This is a genomic window from Clavibacter phaseoli, assembly GCF_021922925.1.
In the GTDB taxonomy this organism is placed as follows: Bacteria; Actinomycetota; Actinomycetes; order Actinomycetales; family Microbacteriaceae; genus Clavibacter; species Clavibacter phaseoli.
Genome location: NZ_CP040786.1, coordinates 159,957 through 176,102 on the forward strand (window position 1 = coordinate 159,957; position 16,146 = coordinate 176,102).

16 protein-coding genes are annotated in these 16,146 nt (G+C 72.6%); 7 read left to right on the forward strand and 9 right to left on the reverse strand.

Translation table 11 applies throughout. The features are described 5' to 3' along the window. Positions 1–414: 414 nt before the first annotated feature. Positions 415–1,017, forward strand: a complete 603-nt coding sequence (locus FGI33_RS00750) for a sigma-70 family RNA polymerase sigma factor (protein ID WP_119402838.1) — start codon at positions 415–417, stop codon at positions 1,015–1,017. After that, the gene (locus FGI33_RS00755) at positions 1,014–1,874 is read left to right on the forward strand and encodes an anti-sigma factor (RefSeq protein ID WP_119434084.1); all 861 of its coding nucleotides are present in this window, start codon (positions 1,014–1,016) and stop codon (positions 1,872–1,874) included. The genes FGI33_RS00750 and FGI33_RS00755 overlap by 4 nt, the downstream gene beginning before the upstream one ends. 78 nt (positions 1,875–1,952) lie before the next feature. On the opposite strand, the gene pstB is transcribed toward FGI33_RS00755, so the two are convergent. The 8 genes from pstB to FGI33_RS00795 all read right to left on the reverse strand — a co-directional run bounded on the left by pstB (position 1,953) and on the right by FGI33_RS00795 (position 11,161). After that, a complete protein-coding gene (pstB, locus tag FGI33_RS00760) occupies positions 1,953–2,732 on the reverse strand; it encodes a phosphate ABC transporter ATP-binding protein PstB (RefSeq protein ID WP_043673462.1) in 780 nt (259 codons plus the stop codon). Between the two features lie 44 nt (positions 2,733–2,776). After that, positions 2,777–3,877 carry a phosphate ABC transporter permease PstA gene (gene pstA / locus FGI33_RS00765; RefSeq protein WP_119434085.1) on the reverse strand — a complete coding sequence of 367 codons (1,101 nt, stop codon included), beginning with the start codon at positions 3,875–3,877 and terminating at the stop codon, positions 2,777–2,779. Next, positions 3,877–4,887, reverse strand: coding sequence for a phosphate ABC transporter permease subunit PstC (gene pstC / locus FGI33_RS00770; RefSeq protein WP_119434086.1), 1,011 nt, complete (start codon positions 4,885–4,887; stop codon positions 3,877–3,879). The genes pstA and pstC overlap by 1 nt, the downstream gene beginning before the upstream one ends. 106 nt (positions 4,888–4,993) lie before the next feature. Next, positions 4,994–6,091, reverse strand: coding sequence for a phosphate ABC transporter substrate-binding protein PstS (locus tag FGI33_RS00775; RefSeq protein ID WP_119434087.1), 1,098 nt, complete (start codon positions 6,089–6,091; stop codon positions 4,994–4,996). 201 nt (positions 6,092–6,292) lie between these two features. Then, positions 6,293–7,243, reverse strand: coding sequence for an NUDIX hydrolase (locus tag FGI33_RS00780; RefSeq protein WP_119434088.1), 951 nt, complete (start codon positions 7,241–7,243; stop codon positions 6,293–6,295). Positions 7,244–7,305: 62 nt separating this feature from the next. Next, positions 7,306–9,486 (reverse strand): RNA degradosome polyphosphate kinase, encoded by a 2,181-nt coding sequence (locus tag FGI33_RS00785; RefSeq protein WP_119401930.1) that lies wholly within the window; start codon positions 9,484–9,486, stop codon positions 7,306–7,308. A gap of 93 nt (positions 9,487–9,579) precedes the next feature. After that, a complete protein-coding gene (gene mshD, locus FGI33_RS00790; RefSeq protein WP_237582116.1) occupies positions 9,580–10,500 on the reverse strand; it encodes a mycothiol synthase in 921 nt (306 codons plus the stop codon). Continuing rightward, on the reverse strand, positions 10,463–11,161 hold the full coding sequence (locus FGI33_RS00795; protein WP_119403024.1) for a response regulator transcription factor: 699 nt from the start codon (positions 11,159–11,161) through the stop codon (positions 10,463–10,465). The genes mshD and FGI33_RS00795 overlap by 38 nt, the downstream gene beginning before the upstream one ends. A gap of 53 nt (positions 11,162–11,214) precedes the next feature. Here FGI33_RS00795 and FGI33_RS00800 point away from each other — a divergent pair, with 53 nt between their 5' ends. The 4 genes from FGI33_RS00800 (at position 11,215) to FGI33_RS00815 (ending at position 14,501) form a co-directional block, all read left to right on the forward strand. Continuing rightward, positions 11,215–11,481 carry a hypothetical protein gene (locus tag FGI33_RS00800; protein WP_119435377.1) on the forward strand — a complete coding sequence of 89 codons (267 nt, stop codon included), beginning with the start codon at positions 11,215–11,217 and terminating at the stop codon, positions 11,479–11,481. Positions 11,482–11,652: 171 nt separating this feature from the next. After that, positions 11,653–12,252 carry a heme-binding beta-barrel domain-containing protein gene (locus FGI33_RS00805; RefSeq protein WP_119435378.1) on the forward strand — a complete coding sequence of 200 codons (600 nt, stop codon included), beginning with the start codon at positions 11,653–11,655 and terminating at the stop codon, positions 12,250–12,252. After that, complete coding sequence (gene ygfZ / locus FGI33_RS00810) at positions 12,242–13,396, forward strand: CAF17-like 4Fe-4S cluster assembly/insertion protein YgfZ (protein WP_119435379.1); 1,155 nt, start codon at positions 12,242–12,244, stop codon at positions 13,394–13,396. Before FGI33_RS00805 ends, ygfZ begins: the two co-directional genes overlap by 11 nt. After that, the gene (locus FGI33_RS00815; protein ID WP_237582117.1) at positions 13,380–14,501 is read left to right on the forward strand and encodes an FUSC family protein; all 1,122 of its coding nucleotides are present in this window, start codon (positions 13,380–13,382) and stop codon (positions 14,499–14,501) included. The genes ygfZ and FGI33_RS00815 overlap by 17 nt, the downstream gene beginning before the upstream one ends. On the opposite strand, the gene FGI33_RS00820 is transcribed toward FGI33_RS00815, so the two are convergent. Further along, complete coding sequence (locus tag FGI33_RS00820) at positions 14,498–15,310, reverse strand: class I SAM-dependent methyltransferase (RefSeq protein ID WP_237582118.1); 813 nt, start codon at positions 15,308–15,310, stop codon at positions 14,498–14,500. The genes FGI33_RS00815 and FGI33_RS00820 overlap by 4 nt on opposite strands. 35 nt (positions 15,311–15,345) lie before the next feature. Between FGI33_RS00820 and FGI33_RS00825 the strand changes: the two genes are divergently transcribed. Beyond that, the gene (locus FGI33_RS00825) at positions 15,346–16,101 is read left to right on the forward strand and encodes a phosphoglyceromutase (protein ID WP_119401996.1); all 756 of its coding nucleotides are present in this window, start codon (positions 15,346–15,348) and stop codon (positions 16,099–16,101) included. Positions 16,102–16,146 lie beyond the last annotated feature (45 nt).

The following is a 16,146-nucleotide window of genomic DNA, read 5'->3' on the forward strand; positions in this document are numbered from 1 at the left end:
GCCGAGAGGCGTCCTGCGGCCCGGCTCCTCATCTCCTTCCCCTCCTCCGCGGAGGGACGGCCCCCGCGCGAGCGGCCGAGCTCCCCGCATCCGCACCGCCGGATCCCCACGGCCTGTGACCAATCCGTGACGCGACCCGCGCCGAAGAGTCATCGTGAGGCGCTCACCCGCCTCGCATCCGCCACCCGCGAGGGTGCGACCCGCATCGGTCGGTCCTGCCCGCGTGGCAGGCCACCCGGCCATCCCAGATGTCCCGCATGACGGGATCCCGGCTGATGCGGGGCACCGCACGCCCGCAGGCCGGCTCCCCATCCGCCCGCACCACGACCGGAAGCGCCACATGACCTCCCCGCAGCACCGCCCCAGCTCGCCGGGCCCCGCCCTGCCTGCATGCGGAACGCAGCCCGGTCTGGGATGCTGGGGCTCGTGCCTTCATCGATCGAGCGTCCCGACCTGTCAGGGCCGGTGGACCCCGAGTCGAAGGAGGCCCTCCTCGGCCGCGTCGCCCAGGGCGACAAGCGCGCCTTCTCGGAGCTCTACGACCAGCTCGCGCCCCGCGTCCTCGGCCTCGTCCGCCGCCTGCTCGTCGACCACGCGCAGTCGGAGGAGGTCACGCAGGAGATCTTCCTGGAGATCTGGCAGTCCGCTTCCCGCTTCGACCCGACCAAGGGCGCAGCGACCACGTGGGTCCTCACCATGGCCCACCGCCGCGCGGTCGACCGCGTGCGCGCCTCGCAGTCCAGTCGCGATCGGGACGTCCGCATCGGCATCCGCGACCACGAGAACGGCTACGACCAGGTCTCCGAGACCGTCGAGATCAGCATCGAGCACGAGAGGGTGAAGAAGGCGATGACGAAGCTCACCGAGATCCAACGCCAGGCCGTCTCCCTCGCCTACTACGGCGGATACAGCCACAGCGAGGTCGCGTCGATGCTCGACGTGCCCATCGGCACCGTGAAGACGCGCCTGCGCGACGGCATGATCCGCCTGCGCGACGAGATGGGGGTCGCATCATGACCACCGACGACGACCTCCGCACGCTCACCGCGGCCTACGCGCTCGGTGCCGTCGACGCCGAGGAGGCGGCCGACTTCGAGGCGCTCCTCGAGCGCGACCCCGTGCTGCGCGCCGAGGTGGAGGAGCTGCGGGCGACCGCGGCCGACCTCGCCTGGACCACGGAGCCGGTGGATCCCTCGCCGCGCCTCAAGGTCGACCTCATGGCCATGCTCGACGCCACGCCGCAGCTGCCGCCGCTCCCCGCGCCGACCGCGGTGACGGACGACGACCGCCGGCCCGCGCCCGTCACGGAGCTGCGTCCCGCGGCATCCGCGGCCGAGGCGGGTCCCGTCGCGCCGTCGTCATCCGCTCCCCGCGAGCGGCTGGGCTCCGCGTCCTCCCGCGCCTCCGAGCGCTGGTTCCGCCGGCCCGGCGCCCTCATCGGCGTCGCCGCGGCAGCCGTCGTGCTCGTCGTGGGCGGCGTGGTGGTCGGCACGAACATCGGCGGTCCCGGCACGTCGCAGGCGCCCGTCGCCTCCGCGTACGAGCAGGTCACCACGGCGTCCGACGTCGTCATCGACAAGCGCGACGTCGTCGGCGGCGGCACGGCCACGGTCTACTTCTCCGCGTCCGAGGCCAAGACGGCCGTCGTGCTGAACGACGCGTCGCCGCTGCCCGAGGGCCGCGTGCTCCAGCTCTGGTACATCGGGAAGTCCGGCCCCGTGTCCGCCGGCGTCATCCCGGCCACGGACGGCACGGGTCACGCCGTGCTCGCGGGCAGCTACACCCCCGGCGACACCGTGGCGATCACGGTCGAGCCCGAGGGCGGATCCGAGCAGCCCACGACCGAGCCCATCGTGGCGGTCACCAGCACCTGATCCGGCGCCGCGCTCCCGCGGTACGACGAAGGCCCCGCATCCGGAGGATGCGGGGCCTTCTGCCGTGGCGGCGCGGGATCAGCCGAAGCGGCCGCTCACGTAGTCCTCGGTCGCCTGCACGCTGGGCTTCGAGAACATGGTGGTGGTGTCGTCGTACTCGATGAGCTTGCCGGGCTTGCCGGTGCCCGCGATGTTGAAGAAGGCCGTGCGGTCGGAGACGCGGCTGGCCTGCTGCATGTTGTGCGTCACGATCACGATCGTGTACTGCGCCTTGAGCTCCTCGATGAGGTCCTCGATGGCGAGCGTGGAGATGGGGTCGAGCGCGGAGCACGGCTCGTCCATCAGCACGACGTCGGGCTGCACCGCGATGGCGCGCGCGATGCAGAGGCGCTGCTGCTGGCCGCCGGAGAGGCCCGAGCCCGGCAGCGCGAGCCGGTCCTTGACCTCGTTCCAGAGGTTGGCGCCCATGAGCGACTGCTCGACCAGCGCGTCCGCGTCCGACTTCGAGATCTTGCGGTTGTTGAGCTTGACGCCCGCGAGCACGTTGTCGCGGATCGACATGGTGGGGAAGGGGTTCGGCCGCTGGAAGACCATGCCGACCTGGCGGCGCACGAGCACCGGGTCGACGCCGGGGCCGTAGAGGTCGTTGCCGTCGACCAGCACCTCGCCCTCCACGTACGCGCCGGGGATCACCTCGTGCATGCGGTTGAGCGTGCGGAGGAAGGTCGACTTGCCGCAGCCGGACGGGCCGATGAAGGCGGTGACGGTGCGCGGCTCGATCCGCAGGTTGACGTCCTCGACCGCCTTGAACTTGCCGTAGTAGACGTTCAGGTCGTTGACTTCGATGCTCTTGGACAAGGGGTGTTCCTAACCGTTCGGGTTCGTGGCCGGGGGAGCGGGCGCTAGCGGCCGAGCTTGGGGGCGAAGATGCGGGCGATGAGCCGGGCGATGATGTTCAGCACCATGACGATGAGGATCAGCACGAGCGCGCCGGTCCACGCGCGGTCCACGTAGGCGAACGCGTCGCTGCCCTGGTCGGCGTACTGCCGGAAGACGAACACCGGCAGGGTCATCATCTGGTCCTTGAAGGGGTTGTAGTTCATGCTCTGCGTGAAGCCGGCGACGATGAGCAGCGGCGCCGTCTCGCCGATGACGCGGGCGATCGCGAGCATCACGCCCGTGACGATGCCGGCGAGCGACGTCGGCAGCACGATCTTCACGATCGTCAGCCACTTCGGCACGCCGAGCGCGTAGGACGCCTCGCGGAGCTCGTTCGGCACCAGCTTCAGCATCTCCTCGGCGCTGCGCACGACGACGGGGATCATCAGCACGGAGAGCGCGAGCGCGCCGCCGAAGCCGAGGCGGATGCCCGGGCCGAGGAAGATCACGAGCAGGGCGTAGGCGAAGAGGCCCGCGACGATGGACGGGATGCCCGTCATGACGTCGACGAAGAACGTGATGGCGCGGGCCAGGCGGCCGCGGCCGTACTCGACGAGGTAGATGGCCGCCATGAGGCCCACGGGGATGGAGATCACCGCGGCGATGGCGGTCACGATCAGCGTGCCCACGATCGCGTGGAGGCCGCCGCCGCCCTCGCCCACCACGTTGCGGAGGCTCGAGTTGAAGAACAGCGGGTCGAAGCGGCCGGATCCGTTCGTGACGGCCGTGAACACGAGCGAGACGAGCGGGATGAGCGCGAGCACGAACGCGACCGTGACGAGGATCGTGATGACCCGGTCCTTCGCCTTCCGCTCGCCCTCCACGGCGAGCGAGATGCAGAAGAGCGCGATGCCGAACAGGAGCGTCCCGAACACGGCCGTGCCGACGATGTTGAAGCCGTCGGCGGCGCCCGCGAGCTCGAGCACGAGGAAGACGGCCGCCATCACGAGCCAGGACACGACGAAGATCGCCGGCGCCGTGAAGCGGTGCAGCTTCCCGGCGGTGAGGGAGTTGGGCAGGGTGCTCGCGACGGGCCGCGTGCGGGAGGGGGTGGTCGTCGCCATTAGTTCGCTCCGGAGAAGGCCTTGCGGCGGCTGATGATGTAGCGGGCGAGCATGTTCACGGCCAGCGTGATGACGAAGAGCATGAGGCCGGAGGCGATGAGCTCGTTGATCTTGAGGCCGTACGCCTCGGGGAAGCTCAGCGCGATGTTCGCGGCGATGGTGTTCGAGTTCGTCGACTGGAACCACGCGAAGTTCACGACCGCGGCGGGGGAGAGGACGATCGCGACCGCCATCGTCTCGCCCAGGGCGCGACCGAGGCCCAGCATGGATGCCGAGATGATGCCGGGGCGGCCGAAGGGCAGCACCGCGGTCTGGATCATCTCCCAGCGCGTCGCGCCGAGGGCCAGCGCGGCCTCCTCGTGCAGCTTCGGCGTCTGGAGGAAGACCTCGCGGCAGAGCGCGGTGACGATCGGCAGGATCATGACGGCGAGCACGACGGCGACCGTGAAGATCGTGCGGCCGGTGCCGGAGACGGGGCCGGCGAAGAGCGGGAACCAGCCGAACGCGTCCGTGAGGAACGCGTAGAACGGCTGCAGGAACCGCGCCAGGACCGTGATGCCCCAGAGGCCGAAGACGACCGACGGCACGGCGGCCAGCAGGTCGATGATGTAGCCCAGGCCCTGCGCGAGGCGTCGGGGCGCGTAGTGCGAGATGAAGAGGGCGATGCCGATGGCGACCGGGACGGCCATGAGCATGGCGAGCGCCGCGGCGTAGACGGTGCCGAACATGAGCGGCCCGACGTACGCCCAGAAGCCGCTCCCGCCGGAGATCTCGGCGGGCGGGGCCGTGAGGGCCGGGATGCTCTGCACGATGAGGAACAGCGCGACGGCCGCGAGGATCACGAGGATGAGCGTGCCGGACCCCCGGGAGAGGCCGGAGAAGACGCGGTCGCCGACGCGGGCCTTGGGCTTCGCGTCCTGGGAGCTGCGGGGAGCGGCGGGGGCGGCGGCGACGTCGCGCGGCCGATCGGACTCGGGAGCCTGGGGAGGCTGCGGGGCGGCGGTCGTCATGGGTCGGGATCCCTACGGTCTGGATGGTGGGGCTGCGGGCGGCGGTCCGCCCGTGGGGACGCCCCCTGACCCGCGCTGGCGCGGATCAGGGGGCGGACGGCGGGTGCTACTTGATCGACTCGACCGCGGTCTTGACCTGCGCGGCGACCGTGTCGGACAGCGGCGCGGCGCCGGCCTTATCGGCGGCGACCTGCTGGCCCTCGGTGCTGGTCACGTAGCCGAGGTAGGCCTTGACGAGCTCGCCGACGGCCGGGTCCTTGTACTCCTGGCAGGCGATGAGGTAGCTGACGAGGACGATCGGGTACACGCCGGACTCGGTGGTGGAGTAGTCGAGGTCGAAGACGACGTCGTTCGCCTCGCGGCCCTCGGCCTCGGGCGACGCCTCGACGACGGCCGCGGCGGCCTCCGGCGAGAAGCCGACGAACTCGTCGCCGACCTTGATCTTCGCGACGCCCAGGTCGCCCGCCTTGGACGCGTCGGCGTAGCCGATGATGTTCGTGCCGCCGGTGATGGCGTCGACGACGCCGGACGTGCCCTGGGCCGCCTCGCCGCCCTGGTAGGGCCAGACGCCCGCGGGCGTGGCGTCCCAGACGTCCTTCGCCGTGGTGTTGAGGTACTTGGCGAAGTTCTCGGTGGTGCCCGAGTCGTCCGAGCGGTGCACGGCGGTGATGCCGGCGTCGGGCATCGTGGCGTCGGGGTTGAGCGCGACGATGGCCGGGTCGTTCCACTTCGTGATGGTGCCCTTGAAGATGCCCGCGGCGGTGGCGGCGTCGAGGTGCAGCTCCGTCACGCCGTCGATCTTGAACATGAGGGCGATGGGGGAGATGTAGGCCGGGATGTCGATCGGCTTGACGCCGTCGGCGCACTGGCCGAACGTGCCCGTGAGCTCGTCGGTCTTGAGCGCGCGGTCGGAGCCGGCGAAGTTCGCGTTCTGGCCGCCGGCCATGAACGCCTCGCGCCCGGCGCCGGATCCCTCGCCGGCGTAGCTGACGGTGACGTCGGGGTTGGCGGTCTGGAACGCGGCGCTCCAGGCCTCCTGCGCGGAGCCCTGCGAGGTGGCGCCGATGCCGTTGAGCGAGCCGGACAGGGTGGACGCCGAGGCGTCGCCCCCCTCGGCGGGCGCCTCGTTGGCGGCGCAGGAGGAGAGGGCGATGGCGGTGACGGCGGCGAGCGCTGCTGCGCTGCCGAGACGCGAGATCTTCACGTGATGGAGCCTTCCGGGTATTTCGTGCTGTGAGGGGGCAGGTGCACGCCCCTCGAAGAAGCTATGTCGGGCTCTTGACCGGCTCGGCGGATATCGGTGAACGGGAGGTGAACAGACCACGCGGATCGGCACGGGCTCAGGCGCTCGGGCGCACAGTGGTCGGTCGGGCTGCGCGCGGGCCGACAGGAGGCCGCGGCGGCGTCAGGCCGACGGCCCGTACGTCTCGACCGCGAGGATCCCGGCCTCCGGATCCGACGCCGACAGGTGCACCACCGAGAACTCGGCGGGCGACAGCATCCCGGCCCGCGGCATGCGGCTCGCGCGCGGCGTCTCGGTGGCGAGGGCGATCTCGTGCAGGATCTCCGGCAGCACCGGGCTGTGGCTGCAGAGCACGGCGCTCCGGGCCTTGCGCACGCGCTTCGCGACGGTGGCCCGCACGGATCCGCCGTCGGTCTCGTACGCGTCCTGGCTGATCCCGGCGTCCTCCTTCACGCGACGGCCGAGGGCCTCGGCGAGGGGCGCGACCGTCTGCAGGCAGCGCTCGGCCGTGCTGCTCGTGACCACGCGCGGCCCGAACGCCAGCAGCGTCGGCACGATCGACCGCGCCTCGCCCTGTCCGCGCGCGCTGAGCGGCCGGGACGCGTCGGCCCCGTCCCACTCGTACGGCTGCACGGCGTGGCCGTGGCGCAGCGCGATGAGGGCGAACGACCGGTGCGAGCCCGTCTCCACGAGCCCGGCGAACAGGTCGAGGATCTGCACCTCGCCCGGGTAGTCGAGGCGCTTGCGGGCGTTGGGGATCGAGACCCACTCGACGCTCTCGACCTCGTCGTCGGGCTCGAAGCGGCCCGCCTCGACCATGGCGTCCGTGGCCTCGGCGGCCCAGTAGCTCACCGACTTCCGGCGACCTCCGGAGATGCCGTACTCGATGGCGCCGAGGGGCACGCCGAGCGCGACCCGGAGGCCGGTCTCCTCGTGCACCTCGCGGACGGCGGTCTGCGGGAGAGTCTCGCCGGGATCCACCTTGCCCTTGGGCAGGGAGGTGTCGCGGCGGCGCGTGCGGTGGATGATGAGCACCCGGATCCGGCCCTCGACCACGTGCCAGACGACGGCGCCTGCGGCGAAGACGGAGGGGGAGGGGGGCACGTCCCCCACGCTAGCGGGGTCGGCGCCCAACGGAGCCGCGCCCAGCGGAGCCGCGCCCAGCGGAGCAGCGCTCAGCGGAGCACGCGCCGCTTGCGCTTGGCCACGATGCCCATCACCGCGGTCTGCAGGTCCTCCAGCGTGGTGCCGTCGGCGCCCTTGTTGCGGCGCGTCCACTCGCCGTCGGAGTCGAGGACCCAGGCGGAGGTGGTGTCGGCCATGGCGCGGTCGAACAGGTCCTCGATCTCCTGCAGGTGCGCGGGATCGACGAGGCGCACCAGGGCCTCGACGCGGCGGTCGAGGTTGCGGTGCATCATGTCGGCGCTGCCGATGTAGGTGGCCTGGTCGCCGTCGTTGACGAACGAGAACACGCGGCTGTGCTCGAGGTAGCGGCCGAGGATCGACCGCACCTCGATGTTCTCGCTGAGCCCCGGCTGCCCCGGCGTGAGCGAGCAGATGCCGCGCACCCAGACCTGCACCGGCACGCCCGCGTTGCTGGCCCGGTACAGCGCGTCGATGATCTTCTCGTCGACGATGGAGTTGACCTTGATGCGGATGCCGCTCGGCTTGCCGTCGAGCGCGTTCTGCGTCTCCACGGCGATGCGCTTGAGCAGGCCCTTCCGCAGGTGCAGCGGCGCGACGAGCAGGCGCTTGAACTTCTTCTCGATGCCGTAGCCGGAGAGCTCGTTGAACAGGCGCGTGAGGTCCTTGCCCACCACGTCGTCCGCGGTGAGGAGCCCGAGGTCCTCGTAGATGCGGCTCGTCTTGGGGTTGTAGTTGCCCGTGCCGATGTGGCTGTAGTGCCGGAGCACCCCGCCCTTCTCCTGGCGGATGACGAGCGCGAGCTTGCAGTGGGTCTTGAGGCCCGCGACGCCGTAGACCACGTGCACGCCGGCCTTCTCGAGCTTGCGCGCCCACGTGATGTTGGCCTGCTCGTCGAACCGGGCCTTGATCTCCACCAGCGCGAGCACCTGCTTGCCCGCCTCGGCCGCGTCGATGAGCGCCTCGACGATGGGGCTGTCGCCGCTCGTGCGGTAGAGGGTCTGCTTGATGGCGAGCACGTGGGGGTCCGCCGCCGCCTGCTCGAGGAACGCCTGCACGCTCGTGGTGAACGACTCGTAGGGGTGGTGCAGCAGGATGTCCTGCTGCGCGATGGAGCGGAAGATGTCGGCGCGCGAGTTGTCCTCGGCCGGCTTCAGCGCGACGGCCGTGGTGGGCACGTTGTTCGGGTAGTGCAGCGCCGGGCGGTCGAGCTTGGCGAGGTCGAACAGGCCGCCGAGGTCGAGGGGGGACGGCAGCGTGAACACCTCCTGCTCGGTGATGTCGAGCTCGCGCATGAGGAGGTCGAGCGTGACGGCGTCCATGTCGTCCGAGATCTCGAGGCGGATGGGCGGGCCGAACCGGCGCCGCAGCAGCTCCTTCTCGAGGGCCTGGATGAGGTTCTCGGTCTCGTCCTCCTCGATCTGCACGTCCTCGTTGCGCGTGACGCGGAAGACGTGGTGCTCGACGATCTCCATGCCCGGGAACAGCGTCTCGAGCTGGTTCGCGATGAGATCCTCGAGCGCGATGAAGTCGATGGGGCCCGAGCGGGTGTCCGGCGTGAGCGGCATGAAGCGCGGCAGCATCTGCGGCACCTTGATGCGCGCGAACTCCTGGCGGTTCGTCTTCGGGTTGCGGATGCGCACCGAGAGGTTGAGCGACAGGCCGGAGATGTAGGGGAACGGGTGCGCCGGATCCACCGCGAGCGGCATGAGCACGGGGAAGACCTGCTCGGAGAACAGCTCGTGCAGGCGGTCCTGCTGCGCCTCGTCGAGCGAGTCCCAGCGCACGATGCGGATGCCGTGCTCCTCGAGGGCCGGCCGGACGCTGTCGTTGAAGGCGGCCGCGTGACGCACCTGGAGCCGGTACGCGGTCTCGTTGATGGCGGAGAGCACCTCGGCGGGGGTGCGGCCGATGTTGGTGGGGACGGCGAGGCCCGTCGCGATGCGGCGCTTGAGGCCGGCGACGCGCACCATGAAGAACTCGTCGAGGTTGCTCGCGAAGATGGCGAGGAAGTTGGCGCGCTCGAGGACCGGCAGCTCCGGGTCCTCGGCGAGCTCCAGCACGCGGCGGTTGAAGGCCAGCCAGCTCAGCTCGCGGTCGAGGAAGCGCCCCTCGGGGAGGGTCCCGTCGTCCTCCAGGATCTCGTCCTCGTCGAAGTCGTCCAGGGATTCGGCGACCGCCTTCGCATCGCCGATGTACGTCTCGCTGTCCATCCGCCCATCATGGCATCGCGGTGCGCGCTCCGGACTCCGGCAGGTGAACGCACGGTGAACCGCATCGGGGGCGCGCCGGGGGAGGCGCGGGGATCAGGCGCTGCGGTACTGGACGTCGAGTGCGGCGTCGCGGAAGGCGGCCCTGCGGTACAGCGCGAGGGCGGGCGCGTTGTCCGCCTCGACGTAGAGGTCGACCTCCTCGAGGCCGCGCGCGGCGAGCAGGTCGAGGCCGGCGGCGAGGAGCGCGGATCCGAGCCCGCGGGCCGCGCGGTCCGGGTCCACTCCCAGCACGTAGACCTCCGCCTCGCCGTCCTCCGCCTTGAGCCAGTGGAAGCCGGCCAGCCGGCCGTCCGCGTCGCGGGCGAGGAGCAGCAGGGAGGCGTCGAACCAGGGCTCGGCGACGCGGTCGTCGAGGTCGCCGCGCGTCATGCGGCCCTGCTCGGGGTGGCTGGCGAAGGCGCGCGCGTTGAGCGCGACCCAGTCGTCGGCGTCCTCCGCCGTGAAGGAGGAGAGCGCGAGGCCCGCGGGCATCGGGCGCTCGCCGAGGCCGGCGCGCGCCTCCGCGACCGACGCGCGCAGCTGCAGGAGCTCGCGGGCCCGGTCGAGCCCGGTCGCGGCGGCGAGGCCACGCGCGCCCGGGTGGTCACCGTGCGCCCAGACGGAGACGGGGGATCCCGCGGCCTCCGCGAGCACGGCGTCGAGGAGCGCGCGGCCGACGCCCCGGCCGCGGTGGGTCGGATCCACGACGAGCTCGGCCTCGATCCCGGCGTCCCCGCGCGCGACGACGGCTGCGCCGACGGGGCGGTCGTCCGTCCCCGGCGCGGCGAGGAGGGCGGGTCCGCCGTCGGCGCCGAGCGTGAGGCGGGTCTGCTCGTTGAACGGGCCGACGCCGTCGGCCTCGCGGGCCAGGTCGCCGAGCGCGAGGACGCCGCGGACGGCGTCGGGGGTCGGGTCGACGCGGGCGACGCGCGGGGCGTCAGGCGCCGGGGTCGGCGGGGGCGGGAACGCGCTCACTGTCCTCCTCGTAGACGTTGAAGCGGTAGCCGACGTTGCGCACCGTGCCGATGAGCGACTCGAGGTCGCCGAGCTTCGCGCGCAGGCGCCGCACGTGCACGTCGACCGTGCGCGTGCCGCCGAAGTAGTCGTAGCCCCACACCTCGCTGAGCAGCTGCTCGCGCGTGAAGACCCGCGACGGATGGCTCGCGAAGAAGCGGAGCAGCTCGAACTCCTTGAACGTGAGGTCGAGGGGCTTGCCGTGCACCTTGGCCGAGTAGCTGGCCTCGTCGATGACGACGCCGGACGCCTGGATCTTGCTGCCCGTGTGCTCCAGCGCCGCGCGGCCGATGACGAGGCGCACGCGCGCGTCGACCTCGGCGGGGCCGGCGGAGTCGAGGATCACGTCGGTGGCGCCCCAGTCCGCGCTGACCGCGGTGAGGCCGCCCTCGGTGAGCACGAGGATGAGCGGCGTGCCGCCGCCCGTGGTCGTGAGGATCTTGCAGAGCGACTTCGCGCTGGCGAGGTCGCGTCGGGCGTCGACGAGCACGAGGTCGGCCGCGGGGGCGTTCACCAGGCTCGACGCATCCGCCTGGATGTGCCGGGTGCGGTGGCTGAGGAGCCCGAGTGCCGGGAGCACGTCGGTGTCCGCGGACGAGGTCAGGATCAACAGCTGGGCCACAGGGATCCTCCATGGATGAATTCCCCCCATGATACGTGGGGCAGGATTGCAGGGTGACCTCCCCCTTGCGCAGCCTCGTCCCCGTCTGGCTGGCCGCCGCCGTCGGCGCGGTCGTGGTGGCGGTCGCGGTCGGTCCCGACGCGGCCCCGCGGTGGTTCCCGCTCGTGCTCGCCACGTGCGTCATCGCGACCTTCGTGATCCAGCTGGCGCTGCCCCGCAAGACCGGCTTCGTGGACCGCGCCGTCGGCAGCGTGGTCGGCGCCGTCCTCGTGCTCGCCGCAGCCACGGCCGTCGTGCTGCTGGTGCCGATCGCCGCCTAGCCCGCCCGGTCGGATCCGGCCGCCCGTGGGGTAGATTGAGGCCATGTCGTCGCTGCTTGCTCTGGAACTCTTCTTCACCGGACTGCTGGTCCTGGCGAGCCTCTCCATCGGCTGGGTGTCGCTCGTCGTGGTCTACAACCTCTTCCGCGGCCAGCGCTGACCGCGCGCCGCATGATCGAGATCCCGACCGGCCTCCCCGCCGAGCTCGTCCCGCTGTCCTGGCTCCTCGGCGTCTGGGAGGGCTCGGGCGTCGTCGAGTACGCGATCGGCGACGAGGTCGTCCGCCGCGAGTTCGGCCAGCGCATCAGCTTCAGCCACGACGGCCTGCCGCACCTCAACTACTCCTCGTACGCCTGGGTCGAGGGTGACGACGGGCCCGTCCCCTTCGTCACCGAGACCGGCTACTGGCGGCTGCGACGCCGCGTCACCGACGGCGACCCGGGCCCGGCGATGCTGCCGCCCACCGGGGAGCGTCCCTTCACGACGGCCGACGAGGTCGAGACGCTGCGCAACGCCGACGGCGGATTCGACGTCGAGGTCGCGCTCGTCCACCCGGGCGGCGTCAGCGAGCTCTACGTCGGCCAGGTCAAGAGCGCCCGCATCGACCTCGCGACCGACGCGGTGCTGCGCACCGAGGGCGCCAAGGCCTACACGGGCGCGACGCGGCTCTATGGGCTCGTCGAACGCGACCTGCTGTGGGCGTGGGACATCGCGGCGCTCGGCCAGCCGCTGCGCACGCACGCCTCCGGGCGGGTGTCGCATGTCGACTGACCCGGATCCCGCCGTCGACCGCTCGCCCTTCCTCGACCTGCCCGGCGCCGTCGTCGCCGACGGGCCGGACGCCGGGGTGCCCGCGCACCTCGGGTCCCTCGTGGCCGAGCAGCGCGCGCTCGCCGCGGGCACCGCCGTCGTCGACCTCTCGCACCGCGCCGTCCTGTCCGTCACGGGGGAGGACCGGCTCACCTGGCTGGACTCCATCACCAGCCAGTCGATCCGCGGCCTCGCGCCCGGCGACTCGGCCGAGACCCTCTTCCTCGACCAGAACGGCCGCCTCGAGCACGCGGTCGGGGTCCTCGACGACGGCGTCACCACGTGGCTCCTGCTCGGCGCCGGGGACGCGGGGTCGCTGCTCGCGTACCTGCAGCGCATGCGCTTCATGCTGCGGGTCGAGCCCGCCGACCGCACGGCCGAGCTCGCCGTGATCGGCACGCTGGGCGAGCCCGACCTCCCCGTCGCAGCCCCCGCGGGCCTCCCGCTCGTCTGGCGGGACCCGTGGACGCACGTCGTCGCAGGCGGCTACCAGTACGCGGCCGCCGCGCCGCACCCGGGCGAGGGCTGGACCTGGAGCGAGCGCCTCGTGCCGCGGTCCGAGCTGCCGGGCGTCGTCGCGCGGGCTGCGTCCGGCGACCTGCCCGTCGCGGGCGTCCTCGCGGCCGAGGCGCTGCGGATCGCCGCGTGGCGCCCGCGCTTCGCCACCGAGGTCGACGACCGCACCATCCCGCACGAGCTCGACTGGCTGCGGAGCGCCGTGCACCTCAGCAAGGGCTGCTACCGCGGCCAGGAGACGGTCGCCAAGGTCCACAACCTCGGGCGGCCGCCGCGCCGCCTCGTGCTGCTGCAGCTCGACGGATCCGACGCGGTGCTGCCGGGCGCGGGATCCGAGGTGCGGCTCCCCGCCGCCACCGACGGCACCGCGGGCGAGGTGGTCGGGGCCGTCACGTCGAGCGCGCTGCACCATGAGCTCGGGCCGGTCGCGCTCGCGGTCGTCCGCCGCAACGTCGATCCCGCCCTCCAGCTCGAGGTCGTCGCCGACGACGTGCGCGTGCAGGCGGCGCAGGACGTCATCGTGCCCACCGACGCCGGCCGCTCCGCCGACGTCCCCCGCCTGCCCCGGCTCGGTGCGGTCCGCCGCTGAGCGCGCGCGGGAGCGGTCGGCCCGTGCCGCCCGCACCCTGAGGCACCGGGCGGATCCGCGCGCCGCGCTCCTGCGCCTCTGGGGATCCACGCCCGCCGCCCTGCAGATCGCCGTCGCGGCCACCGGCGGCTGGGCCTTCGCGCACCACGTGCTCGGCCACGACACCCCCCTGCTCGCGACGACCGTGACCATCACGAGCCTCGGCTTCGTCCGCGACGCGCGGCCCGTGCGCGTGCTGGAGACCGCGATCGGCATGACCGTCGGGATCACGCTCAGCGAGGTGCTGCTGCTCGGCATCGGCCGCGGTGCCTGGCAGCTGTTCGTCATCATCCTGGCGACGCTGCTGGTGGCGCGGCTCCTGTCGTCGAACGCCGCGTTCGCCGTGGCGGCCGGCGTGCAGGCCGTGCTCGTCGCGCTGCTGCCCGCGCCGCCGGGCGGCGTCTTCGTGCGCAGCGTCGACGGGCTCGTCGGCGGCGCGGTGGCGCTCCTCGCGACGGCGCTCATCCCGCGGGATCCCCGGCGGCAGGCCCTGCGCGAGGCCCGCCGCGTGTTCTCCGAGTGCTCCTACGCGCTCGCCTCGCTCGTCACGGCGCTGCGGCTCGGCGACGCGACCGCGGCCGACCGCGCGCTCGACCGGCTCCGGCGCACGCAGCCGCTCATCGACGCGTGGAGCGCCGCGGCCGACTCGGCCCTCTCCATCGCGCGCATCTCCCCGTTCCTCCGCCGGCACCTGCCGGAGCTGCGCGCCCAGCGGCGCGTGCTCGACGGCATGGACCTCGCGGTGCGGAACCTGCGCGTGATCTCGCGCCGCATCGACTTCCTGGTGGTCGACGGCGTCCGGCGGCCGGTGCTCGCCGAGCTCCTCGCGACCGTCTCGAACGGCGTGAACCTCCTCGGCCAGAGCCTGTCGGATCCGTCGGCCGTGCCGCTCGCCCAGCAGAACCTCGTGCTCGTGGCCGTGCGGCTGGATCCGCGCGAGCTCATCCCCGGCGCCCCCGTCGGCGAGGTCATGCTCGTCATGCTGCTGCGGCCGCTGCTCGTCGACCTGCAGGTGGCCGCGGGCGTCGACGCCGCGACCGCGCGCGGGGCGCTGCCGGAGGTCTAGGCCGGCGCGACCGCGGACCACGGCACGGTCAGCTCGCCGAGCCGCCAGCGCGCGTGGCCGCCCTCGACGGGGACGCCCGCGTCGCGCATCCGGGCGACCGCGCCCAGCCACTGCTGCCGCGGGCCGTACACGCCGAGCGGGGCGCTGAGGATCCAGCTGCGGTCGAGCAGGGCGAGCACCTCGTGCACGCGCTCGCCGGGCACGTTGCGGTGGATGAGCGCCTTCGGCAGCCGCTCGGCCACGATCGACGGCAGCTCCAGCCCCGCGAGCCGCAGCGAGATCGTGAGGCTGCGCGGGCCGTCCGCGCGCACGTCGACCCAGCTCGCGACCCGGCCGATCTCGTCGCACGTGCCCTCCACGACGGATCCGCCGGGGGCGAGCCGCGCGGCCATGCGCGCCCACGCGGCGGGCACCTCGGCCTCGTCGTACTGCCGCAGCACGTTGAACGCGCGGATCACGTTCGGCCGCTCGCCGCCGGGCAGCGGCACCTCGAACCCGCCGCGGACGAACGACACGCGCTCCCGGGCCTCCGCGTCCGGCCACGCCGCGAGCTGCTCGCGGGCCCGCGCCACGCGGCCCGGCTCGATCTCGATGCCCACGACCCGCACGTCCGGCCGCGTCGCGCGCAGCCTCCGGTGCATCTCGAGCGCCGTGATCCCGCTGGCGCCGTAGCCGAGGTCGACGACGAGCGGGTCCGGGGCGGTGCGCAGGGAGCCGAGGGTCGTGATCCACCTGTCGACGCGCCGGAGGCGGTTCGTGTTGGTCGTCCCGCGGGTCACGGAGCCGACGGGGGAGGCGGCGCCCGGCATGGGTCCAGTCTCCCATCGCTCGATAGGCTGGCCGCATGGCTGAACCCCGCACCCTCGTGCTGCTGCGTCACGGCAACAGCGACTGGAACCAGAAGAACCTGTTCACCGGATGGGTGGACGTCGAGCTGAGCGAGCAGGGCGTCGCGGAGGGCCAGCGCGCCGGCGAGCTCCTCGCCGAGTCCGGCATCCTCCCCGACGTGCTGCACACCTCCGTCCTCATCCGCGCCATCGACACCGCCAACATCGCGCTCAAGCGAGCCGGCCGCTCGTGGATCCCCGTCCAGCGCACCTGGCGCCTCAACGAGCGCCACTACGGCGCGCTCCAGGGCAAGGACAAGGCGCAGACCCTCGCCGAGTACGGCCCCGAGCAGTTCGCCACGTGGCGCCGCTCGTTCGACGTGCCGCCGCCCCCCATCGACGACGACGACGAGTACTCGCAGTCGCGCGACCCCCGCTACGCGGACCTCGGCGACGCCCTGCCCCGCACGGAGTGCCTCAAGGACGTCATCGAGCGGATGCTGCCCTACTGGGAGTCCGACATCCAGCCCGACCTCGCCTCCGGCCGCACCGTGCTCGTCACGGCGCACGGCAACTCGCTCCGCGCGCTCGTGAAGCACCTCGACGGGATCTCCGACTCGGACATCGCCGAGCTCAACATCCCGACCGGCATCCCGCTCGTCTACCGCCTCGACGAGGACTTCCGCCCGATCGTCCCCGGCGGCGAGTACCTCGACCCGGAGGCGGCCGCCGCCGGAGCCGCGGCCGTGGCCGCGCAGGGCAGCAAGAAGTAGCGCCACCCGCACGCACGACGAGAGCCCGACCGGATCATCCGGTCG

Excerpts from the sequence above, each read along its gene's own strand:
- FGI33_RS00755 (WP_119434084.1), top strand. The coding sequence starts at position 1,014 with ATGACCACCGACGACGACCTCCGCACGCTCACCGCGGCCTACGCGCTC.
- FGI33_RS00750 (WP_119402838.1), top strand. The coding sequence starts at position 415 with ATGCTGGGGCTCGTGCCTTCATCGATCGAGCGTCCCGACCTGTCAGGG.
- pstC (WP_119434086.1), bottom strand. The coding sequence starts at position 4,887 with ATGACGACCGCCGCCCCGCAGCCTCCCCAGGCTCCCGAGTCCGATCGG.
- ygfZ (WP_119435379.1), top strand. The coding sequence starts at position 12,242 with ATGTCGACTGACCCGGATCCCGCCGTCGACCGCTCGCCCTTCCTCGAC.
- FGI33_RS00785 (WP_119401930.1), bottom strand. The coding sequence starts at position 9,486 with ATGGACAGCGAGACGTACATCGGCGATGCGAAGGCGGTCGCCGAATCC.
- pstA (WP_119434085.1), bottom strand. The coding sequence starts at position 3,877 with ATGGCGACGACCACCCCCTCCCGCACGCGGCCCGTCGCGAGCACCCTG.
- FGI33_RS00820 (WP_237582118.1), bottom strand. The coding sequence starts at position 15,310 with ATGCCGGGCGCCGCCTCCCCCGTCGGCTCCGTGACCCGCGGGACGACC.
- FGI33_RS00825 (WP_119401996.1), top strand. The coding sequence starts at position 15,346 with ATGGCTGAACCCCGCACCCTCGTGCTGCTGCGTCACGGCAACAGCGAC.
- FGI33_RS00805 (WP_119435378.1), top strand. The coding sequence starts at position 11,653 with ATGATCGAGATCCCGACCGGCCTCCCCGCCGAGCTCGTCCCGCTGTCC.